General features: G+C 45.4%; 13 protein-coding genes, 3 rRNA genes and 2 riboswitches. Of the genes, 14 read left to right on the forward strand and 2 right to left on the reverse strand.

The window, feature by feature from the left end:
* Positions 1 to 99: 99 nt before the first annotated feature.
* The 10 genes from HHK01_RS02785 (at position 100) to HHK01_RS02830 (ending at position 15,542) form a co-directional block, all read left to right on the forward strand.
* A complete protein-coding gene (locus HHK01_RS02785; protein WP_170006320.1) occupies positions 100 to 1,053 on the forward strand; it encodes an AAA family ATPase in 954 nt (317 codons plus the stop codon).
* 1 nt (position 1,054) lies between these two features.
* The gene (locus tag HHK01_RS02790; RefSeq protein WP_170006321.1) at positions 1,055 to 2,242 is read left to right on the forward strand and encodes a DUF58 domain-containing protein; all 1,188 of its coding nucleotides are present in this window, start codon (positions 1,055 to 1,057) and stop codon (positions 2,240 to 2,242) included.
* Complete coding sequence (locus HHK01_RS02795) at positions 2,239 to 4,464, forward strand: DUF4129 domain-containing transglutaminase family protein (RefSeq protein WP_170006322.1); 2,226 nt, start codon at positions 2,239 to 2,241, stop codon at positions 4,462 to 4,464. Before HHK01_RS02790 ends, HHK01_RS02795 begins: the two co-directional genes overlap by 4 nt.
* Positions 4,465 to 4,524: 60 nt before the next feature.
* Positions 4,525 to 4,627: riboswitch (purine riboswitch) on the forward strand.
* Positions 4,628 to 5,076: 449 nt separating this feature from the next.
* Entirely contained in the window at positions 5,077 to 6,630 is a 1,554-nt protein-coding gene (gene guaA, locus HHK01_RS02800) for a glutamine-hydrolyzing GMP synthase (RefSeq protein WP_170006323.1), read from the forward strand.
* An 83-nt stretch (positions 6,631 to 6,713) separates the two neighbouring features.
* A riboswitch (purine riboswitch) is annotated at positions 6,714 to 6,815 on the forward strand.
* Positions 6,816 to 6,938: 123 nt separating this feature from the next.
* Positions 6,939 to 8,273, forward strand: coding sequence for an NCS2 family permease (locus tag HHK01_RS02805; protein ID WP_170006324.1), 1,335 nt, complete (start codon positions 6,939 to 6,941; stop codon positions 8,271 to 8,273).
* Between the two features lie 473 nt (positions 8,274 to 8,746).
* Positions 8,747 to 10,297, forward strand: a 16S ribosomal RNA gene (locus HHK01_RS02810).
* 221 nt (positions 10,298 to 10,518) lie between these two features.
* Positions 10,519 to 13,442 (forward strand): 23S ribosomal RNA (locus HHK01_RS02815).
* A 171-nt stretch (positions 13,443 to 13,613) separates the two neighbouring features.
* A 5S ribosomal RNA gene (gene rrf, locus HHK01_RS02820) occupies positions 13,614 to 13,730 on the forward strand.
* Together the 16S, 23S and 5S rRNA genes form the textbook arrangement of a ribosomal RNA operon.
* Positions 13,731 to 14,229: 499 nt before the next feature.
* Complete coding sequence (locus tag HHK01_RS02825; protein ID WP_170006325.1) at positions 14,230 to 14,784, forward strand: RNA polymerase sigma factor; 555 nt, start codon at positions 14,230 to 14,232, stop codon at positions 14,782 to 14,784.
* Positions 14,781 to 15,542, forward strand: coding sequence for an anti-sigma factor (locus tag HHK01_RS02830; protein WP_170006326.1), 762 nt, complete (start codon positions 14,781 to 14,783; stop codon positions 15,540 to 15,542). The genes HHK01_RS02825 and HHK01_RS02830 overlap by 4 nt, the downstream gene beginning before the upstream one ends.
* A gap of 144 nt (positions 15,543 to 15,686) precedes the next feature.
* Here HHK01_RS02830 and HHK01_RS02835 read toward each other — a convergent pair whose 3' ends face one another.
* Positions 15,687 to 18,050: a heavy metal translocating P-type ATPase gene (locus tag HHK01_RS02835; RefSeq protein ID WP_228027633.1), complete on the reverse strand. Its 2,364-nt coding sequence runs from the start codon at positions 18,048 to 18,050 to the stop codon at positions 15,687 to 15,689.
* A 227-nt stretch (positions 18,051 to 18,277) separates the two neighbouring features.
* Between HHK01_RS02835 and HHK01_RS02840 the strand changes: the two genes are divergently transcribed.
* Positions 18,278 to 19,639: a copper amine oxidase gene (locus HHK01_RS02840; protein ID WP_170006328.1), complete on the forward strand. Its 1,362-nt coding sequence runs from the start codon at positions 18,278 to 18,280 to the stop codon at positions 19,637 to 19,639.
* Positions 19,640 to 19,669: 30 nt separating this feature from the next.
* The gene (locus HHK01_RS02845) at positions 19,670 to 20,323 is read left to right on the forward strand and encodes a class F sortase (protein ID WP_170006329.1); all 654 of its coding nucleotides are present in this window, start codon (positions 19,670 to 19,672) and stop codon (positions 20,321 to 20,323) included.
* Between the two features lie 41 nt (positions 20,324 to 20,364).
* Here the strand turns inward: HHK01_RS02845 and HHK01_RS02850 are convergent, their stop codons facing one another.
* On the reverse strand, positions 20,365 to 20,925 hold the full coding sequence (locus HHK01_RS02850) for a beta-class carbonic anhydrase (protein WP_170006330.1): 561 nt from the start codon (positions 20,923 to 20,925) through the stop codon (positions 20,365 to 20,367).
* A gap of 250 nt (positions 20,926 to 21,175) precedes the next feature.
* Between HHK01_RS02850 and HHK01_RS02855 the strand changes: the two genes are divergently transcribed.
* Positions 21,176 to 21,718, forward strand: coding sequence for a DUF2179 domain-containing protein (locus HHK01_RS02855; RefSeq protein ID WP_170006331.1), 543 nt, complete (start codon positions 21,176 to 21,178; stop codon positions 21,716 to 21,718).
* Positions 21,715 to 21,909 (forward strand): NETI motif-containing protein, encoded by a 195-nt coding sequence (locus HHK01_RS02860; protein WP_170006332.1) that lies wholly within the window; start codon positions 21,715 to 21,717, stop codon positions 21,907 to 21,909. Before HHK01_RS02855 ends, HHK01_RS02860 begins: the two co-directional genes overlap by 4 nt.
* Positions 21,910 to 21,963 lie beyond the last annotated feature (54 nt).

Consider the following 21,963-nt stretch of genomic DNA (forward strand, 5'->3'; position numbering starts at 1 on the left):
CAAATTGCTTTTATAATGAAAGTACGTATGTAAGAATAATAGAAACCTTTTTGCAGTTTGTATAAAGAATAGAGTTTGAGAACAGTAGGAGGCTAGTTTATGTCAACGAGGAAACATCCAATTACGGAAAGAATACTGGAAAATATTGAACGCGTGATGATTGGCAAGCGGGACGTAGCGGAATTGAGCTTGGTCGCGATGCTTGCAGGTGGACATGTACTGTTAGAGGATGTGCCAGGTGTAGGAAAAACGATGATGGTAAAGGCACTTGCAAAATCGGTAAATGCATCGTTTCGACGTATCCAGTTTACACCAGACTTACTTCCGTCGGATGTAATCGGGGTGTCTGTATACAACCCGAAGGAAATGGAATTTAATTTCAAACCAGGGCCGATCATGGGGAACATTGTACTAGCAGATGAGATCAACCGGACAGGACCGAAAACACAATCTGCTTTACTAGAGGCGATGGAAGAGGCGAGCGTGACAATTGACGGAGAGACGAGAAAGTTAGAGCGCCCTTTTTTTGTTATGGCTACGCAAAACCCGATTGAATATGAAGGAACGTATCCATTGCCAGAAGCTCAGCTAGACCGTTTTCTTATAAAGCTCTCTATGGGCTATCCAAATCCGAGTGAAGAGATGGACGTGTTACATCGTGCCCAAAGAGATTTTCCACTCGGCCGGTTAGAGCCTGTCGTTTCATTAGAGGAGCTCCGTCAGCTTCAAGACGAAGTGGAAGAAGTTACAGTTGAGCAAGAAATCAAGGCATACATTATCGACATTGTGACCCGAACTCGTACGAATAAACAAGTGCGGCTTGGCGTTAGTCCACGTGGTTCTATTGCCCTCATGAAGGCAGCGCAAGCATACGCTCTCCTCCAAGGTAGGGATTATTGTTTGCCTGATGATGTGCAACTTTTAGCACCGTATGTATTGCCGCACCGTCTCATTGTGACATCAGAAGCCCGCTTTGAGGGGATAACACCGGAAGAAGTGATACACGGAATTTTGCAACGAGTTCGGGTGCCCATTCAAAAGGTTGTTCAGTAGCATGAGGCATTCTTTATGGTTAAATCTTGCTAGAGTGACTGGGTTTCTTCTACTCGTTCTCTTAAGTTTCGCCTATGCGATGTTTCAAGGCGGATTTGTGAGTTGGTTTCTTTTTTATAGTTTTTTACCGTTTGCTTTATACGGCTTAGCTATGTCATTTTGGCCGATGCGCTCTATTCGTGTACAGCGTACGTTGGTGAAGACAACAGCCGTGGCAGGGGAATCGGTACAAGTTAGCCTACACTTTGAACGTACATTCCCTTTCCCTTTATTTTTTATGGTCATTTACGATGTGGTGGCGGACGAAACACTTCCTACATTCAAGGGTTTATCGTTTCCAGGTCTGAAACGGAAATGGACTTTTACGTATCATCAAAAGGAGGTTGTTCGTGGTGAGCATGAGTACGCTACCGTGCAGTTGCGAGTATTTGATCTGCTGCATCTTGTAGAAAAACGTACCGATCTACCTGTAAGGGCAAGACTACTTGTGTACCCGTACTGGTACGACTTAGAGTTGCAAATGATGCAAAGTCTATACGAACAAGGCTCTTCCACATCAAAACAAAACATACAACGGGACACGTCTGTCGCTATCGGGGTGAGAGAGTATCAACCTGGTGATCGTTTCTCTTTAATTAACTGGAAGGCTAGTGCGAAGAGAGACGATTTAATGACAAAGGAGTTTGAGCAACGCAGGTCTCATGATGTGCTTGTTGTGTTCGATGTCACGCCACACCCAGCGTTTGAACTAGGCGTCTCATTCGCCGCCTCCTACGTGCAATCGATGGCAAAAAAGGGTACGCAAATCGGTGTTCGTTTTTCAGGGAATGAGCTAGTCATTCCACCGCGCGAAGGTCGAGAGCATGTAAATGGGATTATGCTCCAACTAGCTAAGCTTTCTGCTAAAAAGACATCATTTGCTTCCTTTTTACAACATGAACAAGCCTCATTGCATCAAGCATCACGACTTGTACTTGTGACCCCAGTTGCTGATGCCGCATTACTAGAAGCAATAGGGGGAATTGGTGGGAGAAAGAGCATTTCTTTATTTATTCCGAAGGCGGTCGGCCACGTACCCACTTCTTTAGATCGTCAATTTAAGGCGCTAGCACGCTCTAGGAAAGTAGATGTGGAATTTGTTCATGACCGTAAGCACCATTCGTTTTCGGAGGTGAAGCAAAGCTCATGAGACAACCAACAATACAACCTGTAAACCTACTTCTAGCAGGAATCGGTTTTCTTTTGCTATGGGAATGGATTCTGCCTTTAGAAGATGTGTCAAATACAGCCAATACACGTTATTTTTTCATGTTCGCACTCGCTTGTTTTTTACTAGCTTTTACAAAGCTGCACTGGACAGTCACTGGTTTCATAAAGTGGGTACTCGTTCTTTTTTTACTAAAGGAACTATTCCCTATTCGGCATACGACGGGCTGGGTGGAGTGGTTCACACAGTTCTTCACTACAGTGCTTGAAAATATTCTGTTAACCGCTCAAGGGCAGTGGGCAAGTTTAGATAATGTATTTCGTACGCTGTTATTTTTCATTTTATTGTGGTTGTTGTCATATTTACTCCAATATTGGATACTTGTCCGTCGAAAAATGTTCTTGTTTTTCTTTGCGACACTCATCTACGTGACGGTATTGGATACGTTTTCCCCTTATGATGCAACTAACGCCATCGTTCGCATAGTGGTGATCGGATTTACAGGGATTGGTATCCTTGTATACGAACGTTTGCGCGAAAAGGAAGGTGTTTCAATACCGTGGACATTTCGCCAAAAGTGGTTGATTGCGCTGTCCGTGATGATCGGGGGGAGTGCACTTCTCGGTTGGTTAGCACCGAAGGCGGAGCCGCAATGGCCCGATCCAGTCCCTTTCCTTCAAGCATATGGTGATAGCGATGGCATGTTCGGTGGTGAAGGAACTATACAGAAAATCGGCTACTCTGAAAATGATGAAAGGCTTGGGGGACCGTTCAGTTTAGATGATACTGTTGTATTTACGACCGAAACAGAAACTCCCCATTATTGGCGAATTGAGACGAAGGATGTATACACAGGGAAGGGATGGGTAACGTCCCAAGAAGAAACATTTCGAAGAATCGAGGAGAATGAGAGTCCTGTTGACCTTTATGAAAACGTAGACGAAATGGACCTTGAAGTAAGAGAAGCCCGTCTTGATTTGAACGAAGGATCAGGGTTTCGCTTTTTGCCTTACCCGGCTGGTGTGCAATCGATTACTTTTCCTGGAGAATTTCAAGTGTATGGACAGATTAATGAGGCGACAGAACGCTTTGATACGTTTACTCGAGGAGAAAAACCACTCATAACGAGTGGTGGGGCGTACACATATATTGAACCCGAATTTAAGATTAGTAACTTAGAGTTTAGTAAGTCTGTAGAAGACGCACCACCAAATATTGTAGAGTCATATACGCAATTACCCGAAAATCTTCCTGACCGCGTGAGTGAACTTGCTGCGGAATTAACAGCAAATGAAGACAATTGGTATCGGAAAGCTCGAGCCATCGAGGATTATTTGACAGGTGTAGACTTTGTATACGATCGTGAAAATGTAGCAATACCTCAAGACGATGAAGACTACGTGGATCAGTTTTTATTTGAGACACGAAGAGGCTACTGTGATAACTTTTCCACATCCATGGTCGTCATGTTGCGTACGTTGGACATCCCGGCAAGATGGGTAAAAGGCTACACGCAAGGAGAACCGCAGGAAGTAGGAGTTGAAGTCGATCGTTATGAGGTTACGCAAAATAATGCCCACTCTTGGGTCGAAGTATACCTTCCTGAAGCAGGATGGGTACCATTTGAACCGACGAAGGGTTTTACACAAGACCAATTTTCGATCGACTATGAGCTCGATACTAATGATGTAGAAACTCAAGACGACAAGGAAGAACCTGAAGAAAATGTGGCACCACCCACACCAGAACAGCCGGATCAACCTGAACTAGAAAACACGAACAACGAAAGTGCTAACCAGTTGTCCTTTTTAAATAAAGTAAATACCTTTCTCAAAGACAATTGGCTTTTGCTGTCACTAGGGGGGCTAGTACTGATTACTACTAGTGCGCTCATTTATCGAACCCGAGGTAAATGGTACCCTCACTATGTAGTGTGGCGACAACAGCATAGACACGGTTCTGACGCGTTCGCCAACCAGTACATGCTCTTGCTAAGTCAGCTGAACCGATACGGGCTGCCAAAACCTAGTGGTCAAACGCTAAGAAGATACGCGAAGGATGTTGATTACACCTTGTCAACCCATGCGATGTGTAATTTGACTGAAACGTATGAGGAACTCGTGTATCGTGGAACAGTAGACGAGGCGGATTGGCAAAAGCTCAAAGAAAATTGGGAACTTTTAATGAAAAGGACAACCGGTTGACCCGTAAGAAGCGGGTTGGTACAATAGGCACAATTCACGCTCGCAGGATGGAAGTGGGCACCGAGTTTCTTACACACCCTTCGTATATGTCTAGCAATATGGGCTAGTCGTCTCTACCCTCAAAGCCGTAAACGCGAGGACTATGAAGGCAGAACCGTTTTGCTGTGTCTAAACAAAACTAGAATTCTGCCATTCAGCACAATGAATGGGGGATTCTAGTTTTTTTATAAATGTATGTTTTCTGAAAGATTGTTGCTTTATTAATGAAATCTCGTTACACAGTAGCTATATGATGCGACATACTGCTATGTTGATTTCCACTGCAATCAACGAACAGATAGCGAGTCAAAACTTCCTTTATTAAGTTGTAAGTTCAATACTGGTGAGTCTTAAAATGAACTCACCGATGTAAGTTCAAAACCAGCGCAGGAAATACACGTAGACTCCTGCGGAATAGCGGAGACGATGAGACCCCGCAGAGAGCGTACTATGCGAACGAGGAGGCTCAGCGTGGAGCCCGCGGAAAGCGAAGTGTATTTCCGGAGCGGTGTGTTACGTCACAGTACATTGTACTAGCAACAAACAAAAATCCTAATCAGAGGTGACCACTTTTTGAGCACACAATCAGCCTTACCAGAACAAGAGAAGATCGTTGTATTAGATTTTGGAAGTCAGTATAACCAGCTAATTACGCGTCGCATTCGTGAATTTGGTGTCTACAGTGAGCTCCATTCACACACGGTAACAGCCGCTGACATTCGCGCCATGAAGCCAACGGGTATTATTTTGTCAGGAGGACCAAATAGCGTATACGGTGAAAATGCTTTTTCTATTGATCCGGACATTTTCCAAATCGGTGTTCCTGTGCTCGGCATTTGCTACGGGATGCAGCTGATGACGCATCATTTTGGCGGAAAAGTAGAAAGAGCTAATCATAGAGAGTACGGAAAGTCTACATTAACCGTCCAAAGAGCAGAAGGCTTGTTCCAAGGGCTACCGACATCCCAAACTGTGTGGATGAGTCATAGCGACCTTGTTGTGGAAGCACCAGAAGGATTTTCGGTTGACGGGACAAACCCGTCTTGTCCGATTGCATCTATGTATGATGAGGAGCGCGGATTGTATGCTGTACAGTTCCATCCAGAAGTGCGTCACTCGGAGTATGGGAATGATCTACTGAAAAATTTCGTGTTCTCTATTTGTCATGCAGTGGCAAACTGGTCGATGGAAAACTTCATCGAACTCGAGATCGAAAAAATCCGACAAACAGTAGGAGACCGTCAAGTATTGTGCGCCCTAAGCGGGGGGGTTGATTCCTCTGTAGTTGCCGCGTTGATCCATAAAGCGATTGGTGATCAGCTAACGTGTATGTTTGTAGATCATGGACTGCTACGCAAAGAGGAAGCAGCATCTGTAATGGAGACATTCACTGGTGACTATGATATGAATGTTATGAAGATCGATGCAAAGGATCGTTTCCTCTCCAAACTAGCGAACGTTAGTGATCCCGAAGAAAAGCGAAAGATTATCGGAAATGAATTTATTTACGTATTTGAAGAAGAGACAACAAAGTTTCGCGGGATTGACTTTCTTGCCCAAGGTACGCTCTATACGGACATTATTGAAAGTGGAACAGCGACAGCCCAAACGATTAAATCTCACCACAACGTAGGTGGATTACCTGAACATATGAATTTTGAACTTATTGAGCCGTTGAATACACTGTTTAAAGATGAAGTACGTGCGCTTGGTACAGAGCTTGGGCTTCCAGATACGATTGTTTGGCGTCAACCATTCCCTGGACCTGGTCTTGCGATCCGTGTGTTGGGAGAAGTGACAGAGGAGAAGTTGCATATTGTTCGCGAATCGGATGCTATTCTTCGTGAGGAAGTAGCAAAAGCGGGCTTAGAACGCGAAATTTGGCAATACTTTACTGTTCTACCTGGTATTAAAAGCGTAGGTGTAATGGGAGATGCTCGGACATATGACCATACCATTGGAATTCGGGCGGTTACCTCAATTGATGGGATGACATCTGACTGGGCTCGTATTCCGTGGGACGTGTTAGAAAAGATCTCAACTCGTATCGTCAATGAGGTGGAACAAGTAAATCGAGTCGTGTACGATATTACGAGTAAGCCACCGTCCACGATTGAGTGGGAATAAACACGAACGAATTCATGCAAAATCGTTAAAAACGTTCGCATTTTATGTTGACGTCCAGAAAGAAACGTCGTACAATACAAATACACATTATAAATAAAAACCGTCGTATAATCTCAGGGATATGGCCTGAAAGTTTCTACCGAGCTACCGCAAATGGCTTGACTACGGCGAAAGAATGGCAAGTGCACAGGTCTTTTTGTTTGTGCGCGTCCGTTCTTTTTGCCGGTCAAAGCATTCGGGGTACTCTCTGAATGCTTTTTCTTTTGTGGTTAAAAGGAAGATTGTGCGATGTTAAGGAGGAGCGCGACATGAAACAGTACTTTCAGTTTCAAGAGCTTGGAACAACGTATCGTCGTGAAATTATCGGTGGACTTACGACATTCTTGTCCATGGCATATATTTTAATCGTCAATCCATTGACACTGACGATGGCTGATGTAGAAGGTTTAGATCCGAGCATGCGCATGGACTTCCAATCTGTTTTTGTTGCAACAGCGCTAGCCGCAGCCGTTGGGTGTTTAGTCATGGGGCTGCTCGCAAAGTATCCGATCGCTTTAGCACCAGGAATGGGTTTAAATGCGTTTTTTGCATACACAGTTGTTTTGCAATACGGCGTAGCGTGGGAAACTGCACTTACAGGCGTGTTGATTTCTGGAATTATCTTTATCTTTCTATCTCTTAGTGGTCTGCGTGAAAAAATCATCGACGCGATTCCAAATGAATTGAAGTACGCTGTTGGAGCGGGGATTGGTCTTTTCATTACTTTTATTGGATTGAAGAATGCTGGGATTATTGTAGGAGATCCCAATACACTCGTTAGTTTAGGAGATTTAGCTAATAGCAATACGTTGCTTGCAATCTTTGGGATTTTCATTACTGTGATTTTGATGACAAAAGGATTTAAGGGTGGAATCTTCTATGGGATTTTGGCAACCACGGTCGTAGGAATGCTTGTCCAACTCGTGCCAGTCCCAACACAGTTCATCCAATTTGACTTTACTATGGGACCGACATTCGGCGCCGCGTTTAACGCTTTTGGAAATATCCAGAGTGAGTTACTTACATTTGAGATGCTACTCATTGTTTTGACTTTCTTGTTTGTGGATTTCTTTGATACTGCTGGAACGCTTGTGGGGGTTACTTCTCAAGCAGGCTTAATGAAAAATGGGAAGTTACCACGTGCAGGTAAAGCTTTGTTAGCAGATTCTATTGCTACGGTAACTGGAGCTATTTTTGGAACATCTACGACAACATCATATATTGAATCAACAGCAGGGGTTGCAGCAGGGGCACGTACTGGTCTTGCTTCTGTAGTTACAGGGCTTTTGTTCTTATTATCACTCTTATTTTTCCCATTACTTTCTGTCATTACCCCTTACGTAACAGCACCAGCGCTCATCATTGTCGGTGTTTTAATGGTGTCATCCCTTGGGAAAATTGAATGGAACCGTTTTGAAATTGCGGTACCAGCCTTTCTAACCATTGTTATGATGCCTTTAACAAGTAGCATTGCAACAGGAATTGCAATTGGCTTCTTGTTCTATCCGATTACAATGACTATAAAAGGACAGGGGCGAAACATTCACCCAATCATGTACGGGATGTTCGTTGTGTTCCTGTTATACTTTATCTTCTTAATCTAAGTAAAACCAAAAAGCACCACTCTTTACGTGAGGGAGGGTGCTTTTTTTGTGTGTGCCTATTGAATGAGATTGAAACGTATTTATATAGAAGAAACAACTCTGTCATAATGTGCATCGTCATTCCAACAAACCGGATTTTTTGAACATTCTCTTATAAAAACGGGCTGAGGTGAGATGGAGTATACACACCAATTTTATAGTTCTCTTTTCCTACTGTTAAAACATTATACATATGATTTGAAAACTGTTGACGAATTATGTCGACCGTGCTATTATAAACAAACTGACGCCAACAACATGTCAATGTCGAAAAAAGATGTTGACTTGTTGTTACTACGGTGTTATATTTAAGAAGTCGCTTTCAGAGCGATTGTTGCTCTTTGAAAACTGAACACAAACCTGCTAGTAAGACCAAATCCAATTGGATACGGTCGTCGTTGATTTTAAAGTAAGACAGTTAAGAGCTTGCTCTTTTTATGGAGAGTTTGATCTTGGCTCAGGACGAACGCTGGCGGCGTGCCTAATACATGCAAGTCGAGCGGACTTTAGGGAGCTTGCTCCCTAAAGTTAGCGGCGGACGGGTGAGTAACACGTGGGTAACCTGCCTGTAAGACTGGGATAACTCCGGGAAACCGGGGCTAATACCGGATGACCCTTCGGATCGCATGATCTGAAGGTAAAAGGTGGCTTCGGCTATCACTTACAGATGGACCCGCGGCGCATTAGCTAGTTGGTGAGGTAGTGGCTCACCAAGGCAACGATGCGTAGCCGACCTGAGAGGGTGATCGGCCACACTGGGACTGAGACACGGCCCAGACTCCTACGGGAGGCAGCAGTAGGGAATCTTCCGCAATGGACGAAAGTCTGACGGAGCAACGCCGCGTGAGTGAAGAAGGTTTTCGGATCGTAAAGCTCTGTTGTAAGGGAAGAACAAGTACCGTTCGAATAGGGCGGTACCTTGACGGTACCTTACCAGAAAGCCACGGCTAACTACGTGCCAGCAGCCGCGGTAATACGTAGGTGGCAAGCGTTGTCCGGAATTATTGGGCGTAAAGCGCGCGCAGGCGGTCCTTTAAGTCTGATGTGAAAGCCCACGGCTCAACCGTGGAGGGTCATTGGAAACTGGAGGACTTGAGTGCAGAAGAGGAGAGCGGAATTCCACGTGTAGCGGTGAAATGCGTAGATATGTGGAGGAACACCAGTGGCGAAGGCGGCTCTCTGGTCTGTAACTGACGCTGAGGCGCGAAAGCGTGGGGAGCGAACAGGATTAGATACCCTGGTAGTCCACGCCGTAAACGATGAGTGCTAAGTGTTAGAGGGTTTCCGCCCTTTAGTGCTGCAGCAAACGCATTAAGCACTCCGCCTGGGGAGTACGGCCGCAAGGCTGAAACTCAAAAGAATTGACGGGGGCCCGCACAAGCGGTGGAGCATGTGGTTTAATTCGAAGCAACGCGAAGAACCTTACCAGGTCTTGACATCCTCTGCTACCTCTAGAGATAGAGGGTTCCCCTTCGGGGGACGGAGTGACAGGTGGTGCATGGTTGTCGTCAGCTCGTGTCGTGAGATGTTGGGTTAAGTCCCGCAACGAGCGCAACCCTTGATCTTAGTTGCCAGCATTCAGTTGGGCACTCTAAGGTGACTGCCGGTGACAAACCGGAGGAAGGTGGGGATGACGTCAAATCATCATGCCCCTTATGACCTGGGCTACACACGTGCTACAATGGGTGGAACAAAGGGTCGCAAAGCCGCGAGGCTGAGCCAATCCCACAAATCCACTCTCAGTTCGGATTGTAGGCTGCAACTCGCCTACATGAAGCCGGAATCGCTAGTAATCGCGGATCAGCATGCCGCGGTGAATACGTTCCCGGGCCTTGTACACACCGCCCGTCACACCACGAGAGTTTGTAACACCCGAAGTCGGTGAGGTAACCTTTTGGGGCCAGCCGCCGAAGGTGGGACAGATGATTGGGGTGAAGTCGTAACAAGGTAGCCGTATCGGAAGGTGCGGCTGGATCACCTCCTTTCTAAGGAAAACTCGTCACCTAGGTGACGATACAAAACGACGCTAGCAGCAAACTTGTGTTCAGTTTTGAAGGGGCAATCCTTCAAAACATGTTCCTTGAAAACTAGATCATACGCAAACGACAATTCTTTTTGTAAAAAGAAAGAACACCGAGTCGTAGTTCAATCACCAAACAGTTGGTGTTGTCATATTCGCAGACAACGCAAAGCCAACTTATTTTTAAGAGAAGTTAGTAAGGGCGCACGGTGAATGCCTTGGTACTAGGAGCCGATGAAGGACGGGACGAACACCGATATGCTTCGGGGAGCTGTAAGTAAGCTTTGATCCGGAGATTTCCGAATGGGGAAACCCACTGCCCGTAATGGGGTAGTATTCTTACCTGAATACATAGGGTAAGAAAGGCAGACCCGGGGAACTGAAACATCTTAGTACCCGGAGGAAGAGAAAGCAAATGCGATTCCCTGAGTAGCGGCGAGCGAAACGGGAACAGCCCAAACCAAGAGGCTTGCCTCTTGGGGTTGTAGGACACTCTATACGGAGTTACAAAGGAACAGGGTAGACGAAGCGATCTGGAAAGGTCCGTCAAAGAAGGTAACAACCCTGTAGTTAAAATCCTGTTCCCTCCAGAGTGGATCCTGAGTACGGCGAGACACGAGAAATCTCGTCGGAATCCGGGAGGACCATCTCCCAAGGCTAAATACTCCCTAGTAACCGATAGTGAACCAGTACCGTGAGGGAAAGGTGAAAAGCACCCCTGGCGGGGAGTGAAAAAGATCCTGAAACCGTGTGCTTACAAGTAGTCAGAGCCCGTTAAAGGGTGATGGCGTGCCTTTTGTAGAATGAACCGGCGAGTTACGATTTCATGCAAGGTTAAGCTGATAAAGTGGAGCCGCAGCGAAAGCGAGTCTGAATAGGGCGAATGAGTATGAGGTCGTAGACCCGAAACCAGGTGATCTACCCATGTCCAGGGTGAAGGTAAGGTAACACTTACTGGAGGCCCGAACCCACGCACGTTGAAAAGTGCGGGGATGAGGTGTGGGTAGGGGTGAAATGCCAATCGAACCTGGAGATAGCTGGTTCTCTCCGAAATAGCTTTAGGGCTAGCCTCAAGTAAGAGAGTCTTGGAGGTAGAGCACTGTTTGGACTAGGGGCCCTCATCGGGTTACCGAATTCAGACAAACTCCGAATGCCAATGACTTGTTTCTTTGGAGTCAGACTGCGAGTGATAAGATCCGTAGTCAAGAGGGAAACAGCCCAGACCGCCAGCTAAGGTCCCAAAGTATACGTTAAGTGGAAAAGGATGTGGAGTTGCTTAGACAACCAGGATGTTGGCTTAGAAGCAGCCACCATTGAAAGAGTGCGTAATAGCTCACTGGTCGAGTGACTCTGCGCCGAAAATGTATCGGGGCTAAACGTATCACCGAAGCTGCGGATTCCGTAAGGAATGGTAGGAGAGCGTTCTAAGGGCAGAGAAGCAAGATCGTAAGGACTTGTGGAGCGCTTAGAAGTGAGAATGCCGGTATGAGTAGCGAAAGAAGGGTGAGAATCCCTTCCACCGAATGCCTAAGGTTTCCTGAGGAAGGCTCGTCCGCTCAGGGTAAGTCGGGACCTAAGCCGAGGCCGAAAGGCGTAGGCGATGGACAACAGGTTGAAATTCCTGTACCACCTCACTTCCGTTTGAGCAATGGGGGGACGCAGGAGGATAGGGTAAGCGCGCTATTGGATGCGCGTCCAAATCGTAAGGCTGAAGGGTAGGCAAATCCGCCCTTCACGAAGGCTGAGCGATGATGGCGAGGGAAATAAAGTACCGAAGTTCCTGATTTCACACTGCCAAGAAAAGCCTCTAGCGAGGAAGCAGGTGCCCGTACCGCAAACCGACACAGGTAGGCGAGGAGAGAATCCTAAGGTGATCGAGAGAACTCTCGTTAAGGAACTCGGCAAAATGACCCCGTAACTTCGGGAGAAGGGGTGCTCTTCTGGGTGAATAGCCCGGAGGAGCCGCAGTGAATAGGCCCAGGCGACTGTTTAGCAAAAACACAGGTCTCTGCGAAGCCGTAAGGCGAAGTATAGGGGCTGACGCCTGCCCGGTGCTGGAAGGTTAAGAGGAGAGGTTAGCTTACGCGAAGCTTTGAATCGAAGCCCCAGTAAACGGCGGCCGTAACTATAACGGTCCTAAGGTAGCGAAATTCCTTGTCGGGTAAGTTCCGACCCGCACGAAAGGCGCAACGATCTGGGCACTGTCTCAACGAGAGACTCGGTGAAATTATAGTACCTGTGAAGATGCAGGTTACCCGCGACAGGACGGAAAGACCCCGTGGAGCTTTACTGTAGCCTGATATTGAATTTTGGTACAGCTTGTACAGGATAGGTAGGAGCCTATGAAACGTGAGCGCTAGCTTACGTGGAGGCGTCGGTGGGATACTACCCTGGCTGTATTGAACTTCTAACCCACGCCCCTTATCGGGGCGGGAGACAGTGTCAGGTGGGCAGTTTGACTGGGGCGGTCGCCTCCTAAAGAGTAACGGAGGCGCCCAAAGGTTCCCTCAGAATGGTTGGAAATCATTCGTAGAGTGTAAAGGCACAAGGGAGCTTGACTGCGAGACCTACAAGTCGAGCAGGGTCGAAAGACGGGCTTAGTGATCCGGTGGTTCCGCATGGAAGGGCCATCGCTCAACGGATAAAAGCTACCCCGGGGATAACAGGCTTATCTCCCCCAAGAGTCCACATCGACGGGGAGGTTTGGCACCTCGATGTCGGCTCATCGCATCCTGGGGCTGTAGTCGGTCCCAAGGGTTGGGCTGTTCGCCCATTAAAGCGGTACGCGAGCTGGGTTCAGAACGTCGTGAGACAGTTCGGTCCCTATCCGTCGTGGGCGTAGGAAATTTGAGAGGAGCTGTCCTTAGTACGAGAGGACCGGGATGGACGCACCGCTGGTGTACCAGTTGTCTTGCCAAAGGCATCGCTGGGTAGCTACGTGCGGACGGGATAAGTGCTGAAAGCATCTAAGCATGAAGCCCCCCTCAAGATGAGATTTCCCATTGCCTAGCAAGTAAGATCCCTGGAAGATGACCAGGTAGATAGGTCTGAGGTGGAAGCACGGTGACGTGTGGAGCTGACAGATACTAATCGATCGAGGACTTCTCTAACGATTTAAACTCGGTAGTCGCAAACCGTATGATCTAGTTTTGAAGGAATAGAACCTTCAGTATGTCTAAACATATTGAAGAAAGTACCTTCACCACCTTGTAATATACAGGGCGAGGGTTTCGAGAAGCAAGCAGACGCAGAGATGCGCCGCTTATCGGAAGCCGCAGCAATTTGGTGATGATGGCGAAGAGGCTACACCCGTACCCATCCCGAACACGGAAGTTAAGCTCTTCAGCGCCGATGGTAATTGGGGGCTGTCCCTCTGTGAGAGTAGGACATCGCCAAGCGAACGCGAAGAAAAAGGTGAGTTCCCCGCAGACTGTGATTTGTTTAGAACGCGGGGGACAGCCAACTCGGCGGAAGGCATGTTAAGAACGCGCCGTCCATGGCGCAACACATGCACACCAACGTCCTGTTGGCGTGAGAGTAGGACATCGCCAAGTAGTTAGAGAACCTGTAAAGGGTTCTTTTTTTTATTGAGAAAAACGTCTTTAGTGAACTACACTTTCTGAGAACCGAGAAGCAAGGAATTCGAGGAAGCAAGGGAGTGAACACCGGAGCGTACAGCGTACGTGAGGATGTGAACGAGTGAAGTCTGACGAAGAAGTCCGCAGCTTATCGGCTCTCAGACGGAAGTCAAGCTCTTCAGCGCCAATCAAAACATGATGGCTATATTTGGAGAAGGTGATCCAAAGGGTTGGTGTTTGTCGTATGCTTTACGCAAGGGTCAAGAGAGTCAACTTATGCTAAACTAGATGTACTAAGGCTAGTTTAGAGGAGACTGGGATGACGGATATAGAATTGTATCAACTTGTTGTTCAAAGAGATCAAGATGCGTTAGAACGTCTATATACACAGTATGAGAAACTACTGTTTTCACTGGCATTCCGGGTTTGCCAGGACCGCTCCTTAGCTGAGGAGGCGGTTCAAGAAGTGTTTATGAAGTTATGGACGAAGCCTGGACTGTACGATCCGACGAAGGGGAAGTTTTCTTCTTGGTTATTGACTGTGCAACGCCATACGGCTATTGATTTAATCCGCAAGCGTTCTGATAAAGAATTTACGTTAGACGCTCGTGATGACGCGCAAGATCCAGAGCCATCTGCAGAGCAATTGGCAGAGTGGAAAGAGCGAAAGGAAGAAATTCAACAAGCGGTGAGTGCTTTGTCACAAGAACAACAAGAGGTTATTGAATTGTTTTATTTCAAGGGATTTACCCAAAGAGAAATTAGTGAGCGGATGGGATTACCTTTAGGAACGGTAAAGGGACGGTTGCGATTAGCACTAAACCATTTACAACAAGGGATGCAAGCTTATCGAGAAAGGGGGACAGAGGTATGAGTGAAGCATGTAATCAATTGATCGATTATTTTAATGATCAACTAGAGCCAATAGAGAAAAAGGCCTTTGAAGATCATTTGAAGTCGTGTGAAGCTTGTCAGGAAGAGTTGAATGAATGGAAACTTATTACAGAAGACCTTCCTTACTCTGTCGACCCTGTGGAGCCAAACGCGGGCATGAAGGAACGAATTTTAGGAAATGTATTAGCTGCTGAGGAGCATACGGGTGTTGTAGTAGAGGAAGAGCATCATGTAAGTGAGCCAGTGCCAATGACAAAGGCTAATCCTAAGAAGAAAAGCTGGGTTATGCCAACGATGGCTGCAGCATTACTCTTCTCGTTAATTGGGAATGCAGTTTTGTTATCTTCTGTTACAGATGAAGGAGAGCAGAACCCAGGAGAAGTGGCTTTTGTAGATGCTGCTACAACATTTATGGCAACGGATTTAACACCATCTCAAACGTTTCAAGGAGTTGCATCTGCTGCTATGGTAGAGCAGAATGAAGCGATGACGCTACTTATTCAAGCGGAAAACCTCGAGCCACTTCAAGGAAGTGAAGCCTACCAAGTTTGGCTTATTGATAAAGACGGTAATCCTGTTCGAGCGGGTACCTTTATACCGAATGAGCGTGGAATTGGCGCGGTACAGGAACAAGTCGTACTAGAAGGAAGAGAATATGTCACGTTAGCCATTACGTTGGAGCCAGAGCCAGATAATGTAGCACCAGAGGGAGTTGTTGTCCTTAGTGCTAACTTTTAGGAAAGTCCGTGACAACGGGCTTTCTTTTCATGTTAGAACTCAAATAAATCTTACGACAATTTGAAGTTGTTATTCTAATATTCAGTTCATCAATCTAAAAAACCGCTCCTGTCTATATAAGGCAGGAGCGATTTTCACTAATGTTTACATATTTTTTGTGTTTAACACTCTCATAGCATTTAAAACGGCTAGTACGGTTACCCCCACATCTGAAATAACTGCTTCCCACATGGTTGCATATCCGAGTGCACCAAGTAATAAGAAAGTGAATTTCACTGCTAAAGCAAAAACGATATTTTGCCAAACGATACGGCGTGTGCGTTTGGCGATCTTAAACGCAGAAGCAATTTTTGAAGGTTCGTCTGTCATGATGACGATGTCGGCTGCTTCAATTGCTGCATCTGAACCTAATCCGCCCATCGCCATTCCAACATCGGCTCTAGCAAGTACAGGTGTATCGTTAATCCCATCGCCAACAAAGACGATTTTTTCTTTCGGCCCCTTTAGAGCGTCTAATTTCTCTATTTCCTCTACTTTATGCTGTGGCAAAAGTTCAGCATGTACGGCATCAAGACCGAGTTGACGTCCGATTTTTTCTCCAACCGCTTTCGCGTCCCCTGTGAGCATCACTGTTTTCTTAATACCTAGCTCTTTTAATAATTGGATCGCTTTAACTGAGTCATCTTTTATCTCATCGGAAATCACTATATAGCCAGCGAATTCTTTATCGATGGCAACATAAACAATTGTGCCCGTTTCTTGTGGCGCATCATAAGAGATGTTTTCTTTTTTCATTAGCTTTGCATTTCCTGCTAAAATTTCTTTTCCGTATGAGGTTACTTGGATACCGTGACCGGAAATTTCATTATAGTTTTGTATATCATCCGCACTAATCTCTTTTCCATATGCTCGTCGTATGGAAAGACCAATAGGGTGATTGGAATGGACTTCGGCAAAGGCTGCATATTCTAATAGTTCATCCTCGGACAAAGACGTGGCTGGATAAATTCCTGTTACTTCAAAAATCCCTTTGGTCAGTGTACCTGTCTTATCAAACACAACATACTTCACATCGTTTAGTGCTTCTAAATAGTTACTTCCTTTAACAAGTACGCCCATTTTTGAGGATGCACCAATCCCTCCGAAGAAGCCAAGAGGAATAGACACGACAAGTGCACATGGACAAGAAATGACAAGGAAAACTAATGCTCGATAAATCCATTCAGAGAATGTTGCCCCTTCCAAGATCAAAGGTGGTATAAAGGCAAGGGCGGCAGCGATAATGACAACAAATGGTGTATAGTATCGTGCGAACTTCGAAATGAAGTTTTCGGTTTTCGCTTTCCGACTACTTGCATTTTGCACTAACTCCAAAATTTTCGCTACTGTGGAGTCACCATAGGTCTTTGTTACTTCAATGGTTAAAACTCCATTTGTGTTAATGAAGCCACCCAGTGCATCATCACCGGGTTCCACTTCACGAGGGACAGATTCTCCTGTTAAAGCGGAAGTGTCCACCATAGAATACCCTTCGACTATTTTTCCGTCTAAAGGCACTTTCTCACCTGGTCTTACGACGATGTGATCCCCAATGTTGATCTCTTCCGGTGACACGCGCTTGGTTTCGCTTCCTATTTTTAAGTTAGCGTAATCTGGACGGATATCCATCAAGTCAGCTATGGACTTTCGAGAACGATTGACCGCCAGACTTTGGAAGAATTCTCCCACCTGGAAAAACAACATGACGGCTACACCTTCAGCGTACTGTTGAATCGAAAAGGCGCCAATGGTAGCAATGGACATTAAAAAGTTTTCGTCAAACACTTGCCCCCGGATGATGTTTTTAACTGCCCTTAGGACAATGTCTCCCCCTACGATGAGATAAGAGAGAAGGAAGAGGATGAACTCTATAGTTCCAGTTAAAGGAGCAAACATAGCTGTACCTGCTAAAATAGCACCAATTCCAAGGCGGATGAGTAAGCGTTTCGTATTGGAATTTCCGTGGTCATCCCCTTGACCTTGCTTTTTTTTATCTAAGTCTGAGACAACTTCTACGTCTGGTTCTAAGCGTTTTACAATTTTTTTCGTTGCTGTTTCGATTCGATCCCACTGCGTTGAATCAGATGTTTCAACGATCAATTTTTTAGAAACAAAATCAACTGTTGAGGAGCTGACCTTTTCAAGACGTCCCACTTCTTTTTCGATTTTCGCAGCGCAATTGGCACAATCCAAGCCTTGGAGGTACCAATTTTTTGTAATTTTATTTGGTGTGGACGTCTCTTTGTTTTGAATTTGAATATGTGGTTCGATCTTTTTAACTCGTTGCTTCACGTCTGACAAGATAGCATCTTGATTTTCGGCGTCTGTTTGTAAGGAAAGTGTTTTTGTTGCAAAGTTCACTGAGCAATCATCAACGCCTTTAATCTTCTTGACTCCATCTTCAATTTTCATAGCGCAGTGAGCGCAATCCAAGCCTTCTAGTATGAAGTCCTTACTTAGCTTATTCATCTTTATTTGGGGTTCTCCCATAAGTTTTACGCCTCTCTTTCTAAAGTTCCTTCGGCATCATTCAAATCATCGTTTGATTAGATTATATTCAATTATATGTTTGAATGTCAACATCTCTGAATGAAATACAAAATTATTTTGTGTTTTTTTAGAAAGAGTGATCCAAACGTAATCTTACTTCCGTTAGCTAAGTGAAAAAGGAAAAAACACAGAGGAGTGTATGGCAAATGAAATTTTCTGCAAAAACGAAAAAGTGGTTAGCGGTTCCGCTTTCTTTAGCTTTACTAATACCCACAGCAGGCAGCATGGTAAGTGCGGCACAAGATGGAGAAATGCCTTCAGTAACAACACCAGCTGTTGAACTTCGGACAACGCTTGATCGGTATTTGGGTGAACACGCATACTTAGCAATAGAAACTATGAGGAAGGGTGCTGAAGGTGCTGCGGACTTCGAACAGGCTGCAGCTGCACTATCAGCAAACACGACAGATCTCGCTGGGGCAATTGCTTCGGTCTACGGGGAAGAAGCAGGCACTCAGTTTGAAGAGATGTGGTCACGACATATCGGTTTCTTCGTTGATTACGTAACGGCAACGGCTGAAGAAGATCAAGTAGCTAAAGAAGAAGCATTAGCAAACTTAGATAATTACAGAGAGGAATTCTCTAACTTTCTTGCATCAGCCACAGGTGAACGCTTAGAGGCAGGGGCGCTTGCTGAGGGATTACAAATGCATGTTAACCAGCTAATAGGTGCTTTTGATGCATTTGCTGCAGAAGACTTTGATAAGGCGTATGAATATGGTCGTAAAGCAATAAGCCATATATACGGTGTCAGTGACGGGCTATCCAATGCGATTGTTGATCAGTTCCCAGATAAATTCGAAAACACAACTGCAGATACACCTGCTGCAGACTTGCGTTCTAATTTGAACTATCTATTAACCGAGCATGCGGGTCTTGCGGTGACAGCCATGCAAAACGGTATTGACGGGTCAGCAGACTTTGAAGCGTCTGCAAATGCACTAGCAGCTAACACGACTGACTTGTCTGCAGCGATTGCTTCTGTTTACGGGGAAGAAGCGGGGACACAGTTTGAAGAAATGTGGGCGGCTCACATTGGGAACTTTGTAGAATATGTAACGGCTACAGGTGCTGAAGATGAAGAAGCAAAAACAGCAGCTATCGAAGCACTAAACAACTACCGTGCTGAATTCTCAGCGTTCATCGAAACAGCAACAGAAGGTCGCGTTGTGGCAGAGGGATTATCAGAAGGATTGCAAATGCATGTAGACAAACTCATTACAGCTTTTGATTCTTATGTAGTTGAGGACTATGCAACTGCCTATGAAAACGTTCGTACAGCTTATGCTCATATGCTCAACCCAGCTAAAGGACTTTCAGCAGCATTTGTTGATCAGTTCCCTGAAAACTTTGTAGCTACAAAAATGCCTACTGAAATGCCGAAAACTGGTTTAGGTGGTACAGCTCAAGATGAATCTTTTGCATGGGTGTGGGTAAGTCTTGCTGCTCTATTGGCAGCAGCGGGCGTGTTTGCCATGAAACGTGTAACTGGAGGAAAAAATGAGTAATACGACTGTGTAGAGAGGGGCTGAAAAGATGTGAAAACGTCGCTTATGTTAGTCGTACTAGGGATTCTTCTAGTGGGCTGTGCAGGAGGAGGATCTTCTACAAGTAAAACAGGCGGGGAGCAGTCTCAAGTCCCCGCTTCATTCGAACAGGGGAAAGAGAGGCAGTCAGAGACGGAGAAACTTGAAGTGGAAGCGGCGTCTACCTCTTTTGAAGATGCTTTTCGTACAGAGCAACCCACTATTGTCCCTGTTATACTAGAGATTCCAGCCATTGATGTATCGACTAACGTTGAAAAAACGGGTGTATTGCCTGATGGAAGAATGGGTGTGCCAAAAGATACGGATAATGTGGCTTGGTTTGCACCTGGGTCGATGCCAGGAGAACGGGGAAATGCCGTGATGGCTGGTCACGTCGACGATTTAGTTAGTCCCGCTGTCTTCTATGATTTGAAGAAGTTGAAGGTGGGGGATCAAGTCTTTGTAACGGGTGATGACGGGGAGAAGCTCACATTTGAAGTGACAAGGAAGGAAACGTATCCTCGACTAGATGCACCGTTAGATGATATTTTTGGATCATCCTATGCCAAGAAGCTGAATCTGATCACGTGTGTCGGCAAATATGATCCGAAAACGACTGAGCGTGCTGATCGACTTGTTGTCTTTACAGAGCTAGTAGAGTCGTAACAAAATACCTCCACCTTCTCAAACGAGGGTGGAGGTATTTATTATTTATAACCGCTAGTAACAAGGTCTAGCTTTCCGGTATCAGGATCGATGATTAAGCCATGCACGGGTACATCATTCGGCAGGAGTGGGTGGTTTTCGACCATGCTGACACTATGGCGTACGTTCTCTTCGACAGAATCAAATCCTTGCAACCATTTTTTTGGTTCGAATCCTGAGTATTGAAGAGTTTTTAATGTCTCTTCTGTAATGCCACGTTCTTTCATTTTTTCAATGATACTCTCCGGCTGTAGTGCTGACATTCCACAATCGTGATGCCCTATGACGAGAATTTCATCTGCTTGTAGCTCATACACAGCTACCAGTAGACTTCTCATTATACTGCCAAAAGGGTGGTTAATCATGGCGCCGGCATTCCGAACGATCTTAATGTCTCCGTTGCGCATGTTCATTGCCTTTGTTACTAGCTCAACGAGTCGTGTATCCATACAAGTTAATACGACTAAGCGCTTATCGGGAAACTTTGTTGTCGTGTACGCTTCATATTGTTTTTCTTTGACAAACTGTTCATTGTACGCTAAAACATCATGTAGAAGAGTCATCTATCATAGTCCTTTCTTGAGGAGGTTAATTTTATTGTAGCGGAACTGACTAGATTGTCCTAGCGAAAACTTCGCACTGGTGAGAATTTCCCCTTTGTCATCCTGGTACGTTCTAGTACAATGGGGAGGCAAAGGAGCAAAGTGCAAGGTTTTTTCATTTATTTCACGTCTCGAGTGAGAAACGACTACTTTTGTGAATACTAAAAAGACGTGTTGCCTGCGCTTTTCAATGCATAAAGGAGGTCTTCTTTTGTTAGAGAATGGACTTGTCATGATGATCATCATTCTTCTCATTAATATCGTATACGTATCTTTCTTCACGATCCGCATGATTTTGACCTTAAAAGGACAACGGTATCTTGCTGCTTTTTTGAGTACATTTGAGGTGGTCATTTATGTTGTCGGACTGGGGTTAGTTTTAGATAATTTAAATGAAATTCAAAATCTTATCGCGTATGCGCTAGGCTATGCGATGGGTGTGCTAGTGGGGATGAAGTTAGAAGAAAAGCTAGCACTTGGCTATATCGCAGTGAACGTGATAACAACTGATGAAACAGAATTGCCTGCAACCTTACGTGATCAAGGATATGGGGTAACGAGCTGGGCTGCACATGGTCGTGAACGAGATCGGATTGCGATGCAAATTTTAACACCACGTAAATACGAACTGAAGCTATATGAGATGATTAAGAGCACGGACCCAAAGGCGTTTATTATTAGCTATGAACCGAAGCAAATTCATGGCGGTTTCTGGGTGAAACAAGTCCGAAGAAGTAAGCTGGAGGAACTATGAGTAAACAAAAGAAAGTATGGTTTTCAGTTGAAGAAGGAGAGAACATTGCGTCTTGTTTGGAGCGGATGGATCGGGAAGGGTATCGACCTATTCGCCGCATGGAAAAGCCTCTTTTCAAAGAAGAAAAAGGCGAAAAGGTACCTGTTTCCAGTGAAATACGCTTTCAAGGGGAGTTAAAGACGAACAATTAAAACTTTTACAAGTGAAAATGTTCGCTAAATGACCTTGACAGTCGCGGGATGCCT

The sequence above is a fragment of the Bacillus fonticola genome, assembly GCF_012955605.1.
Lineage (GTDB): Bacteria > Bacillota > Bacilli > Bacillales > JC228 > Bacillus_CG > Bacillus_CG fonticola.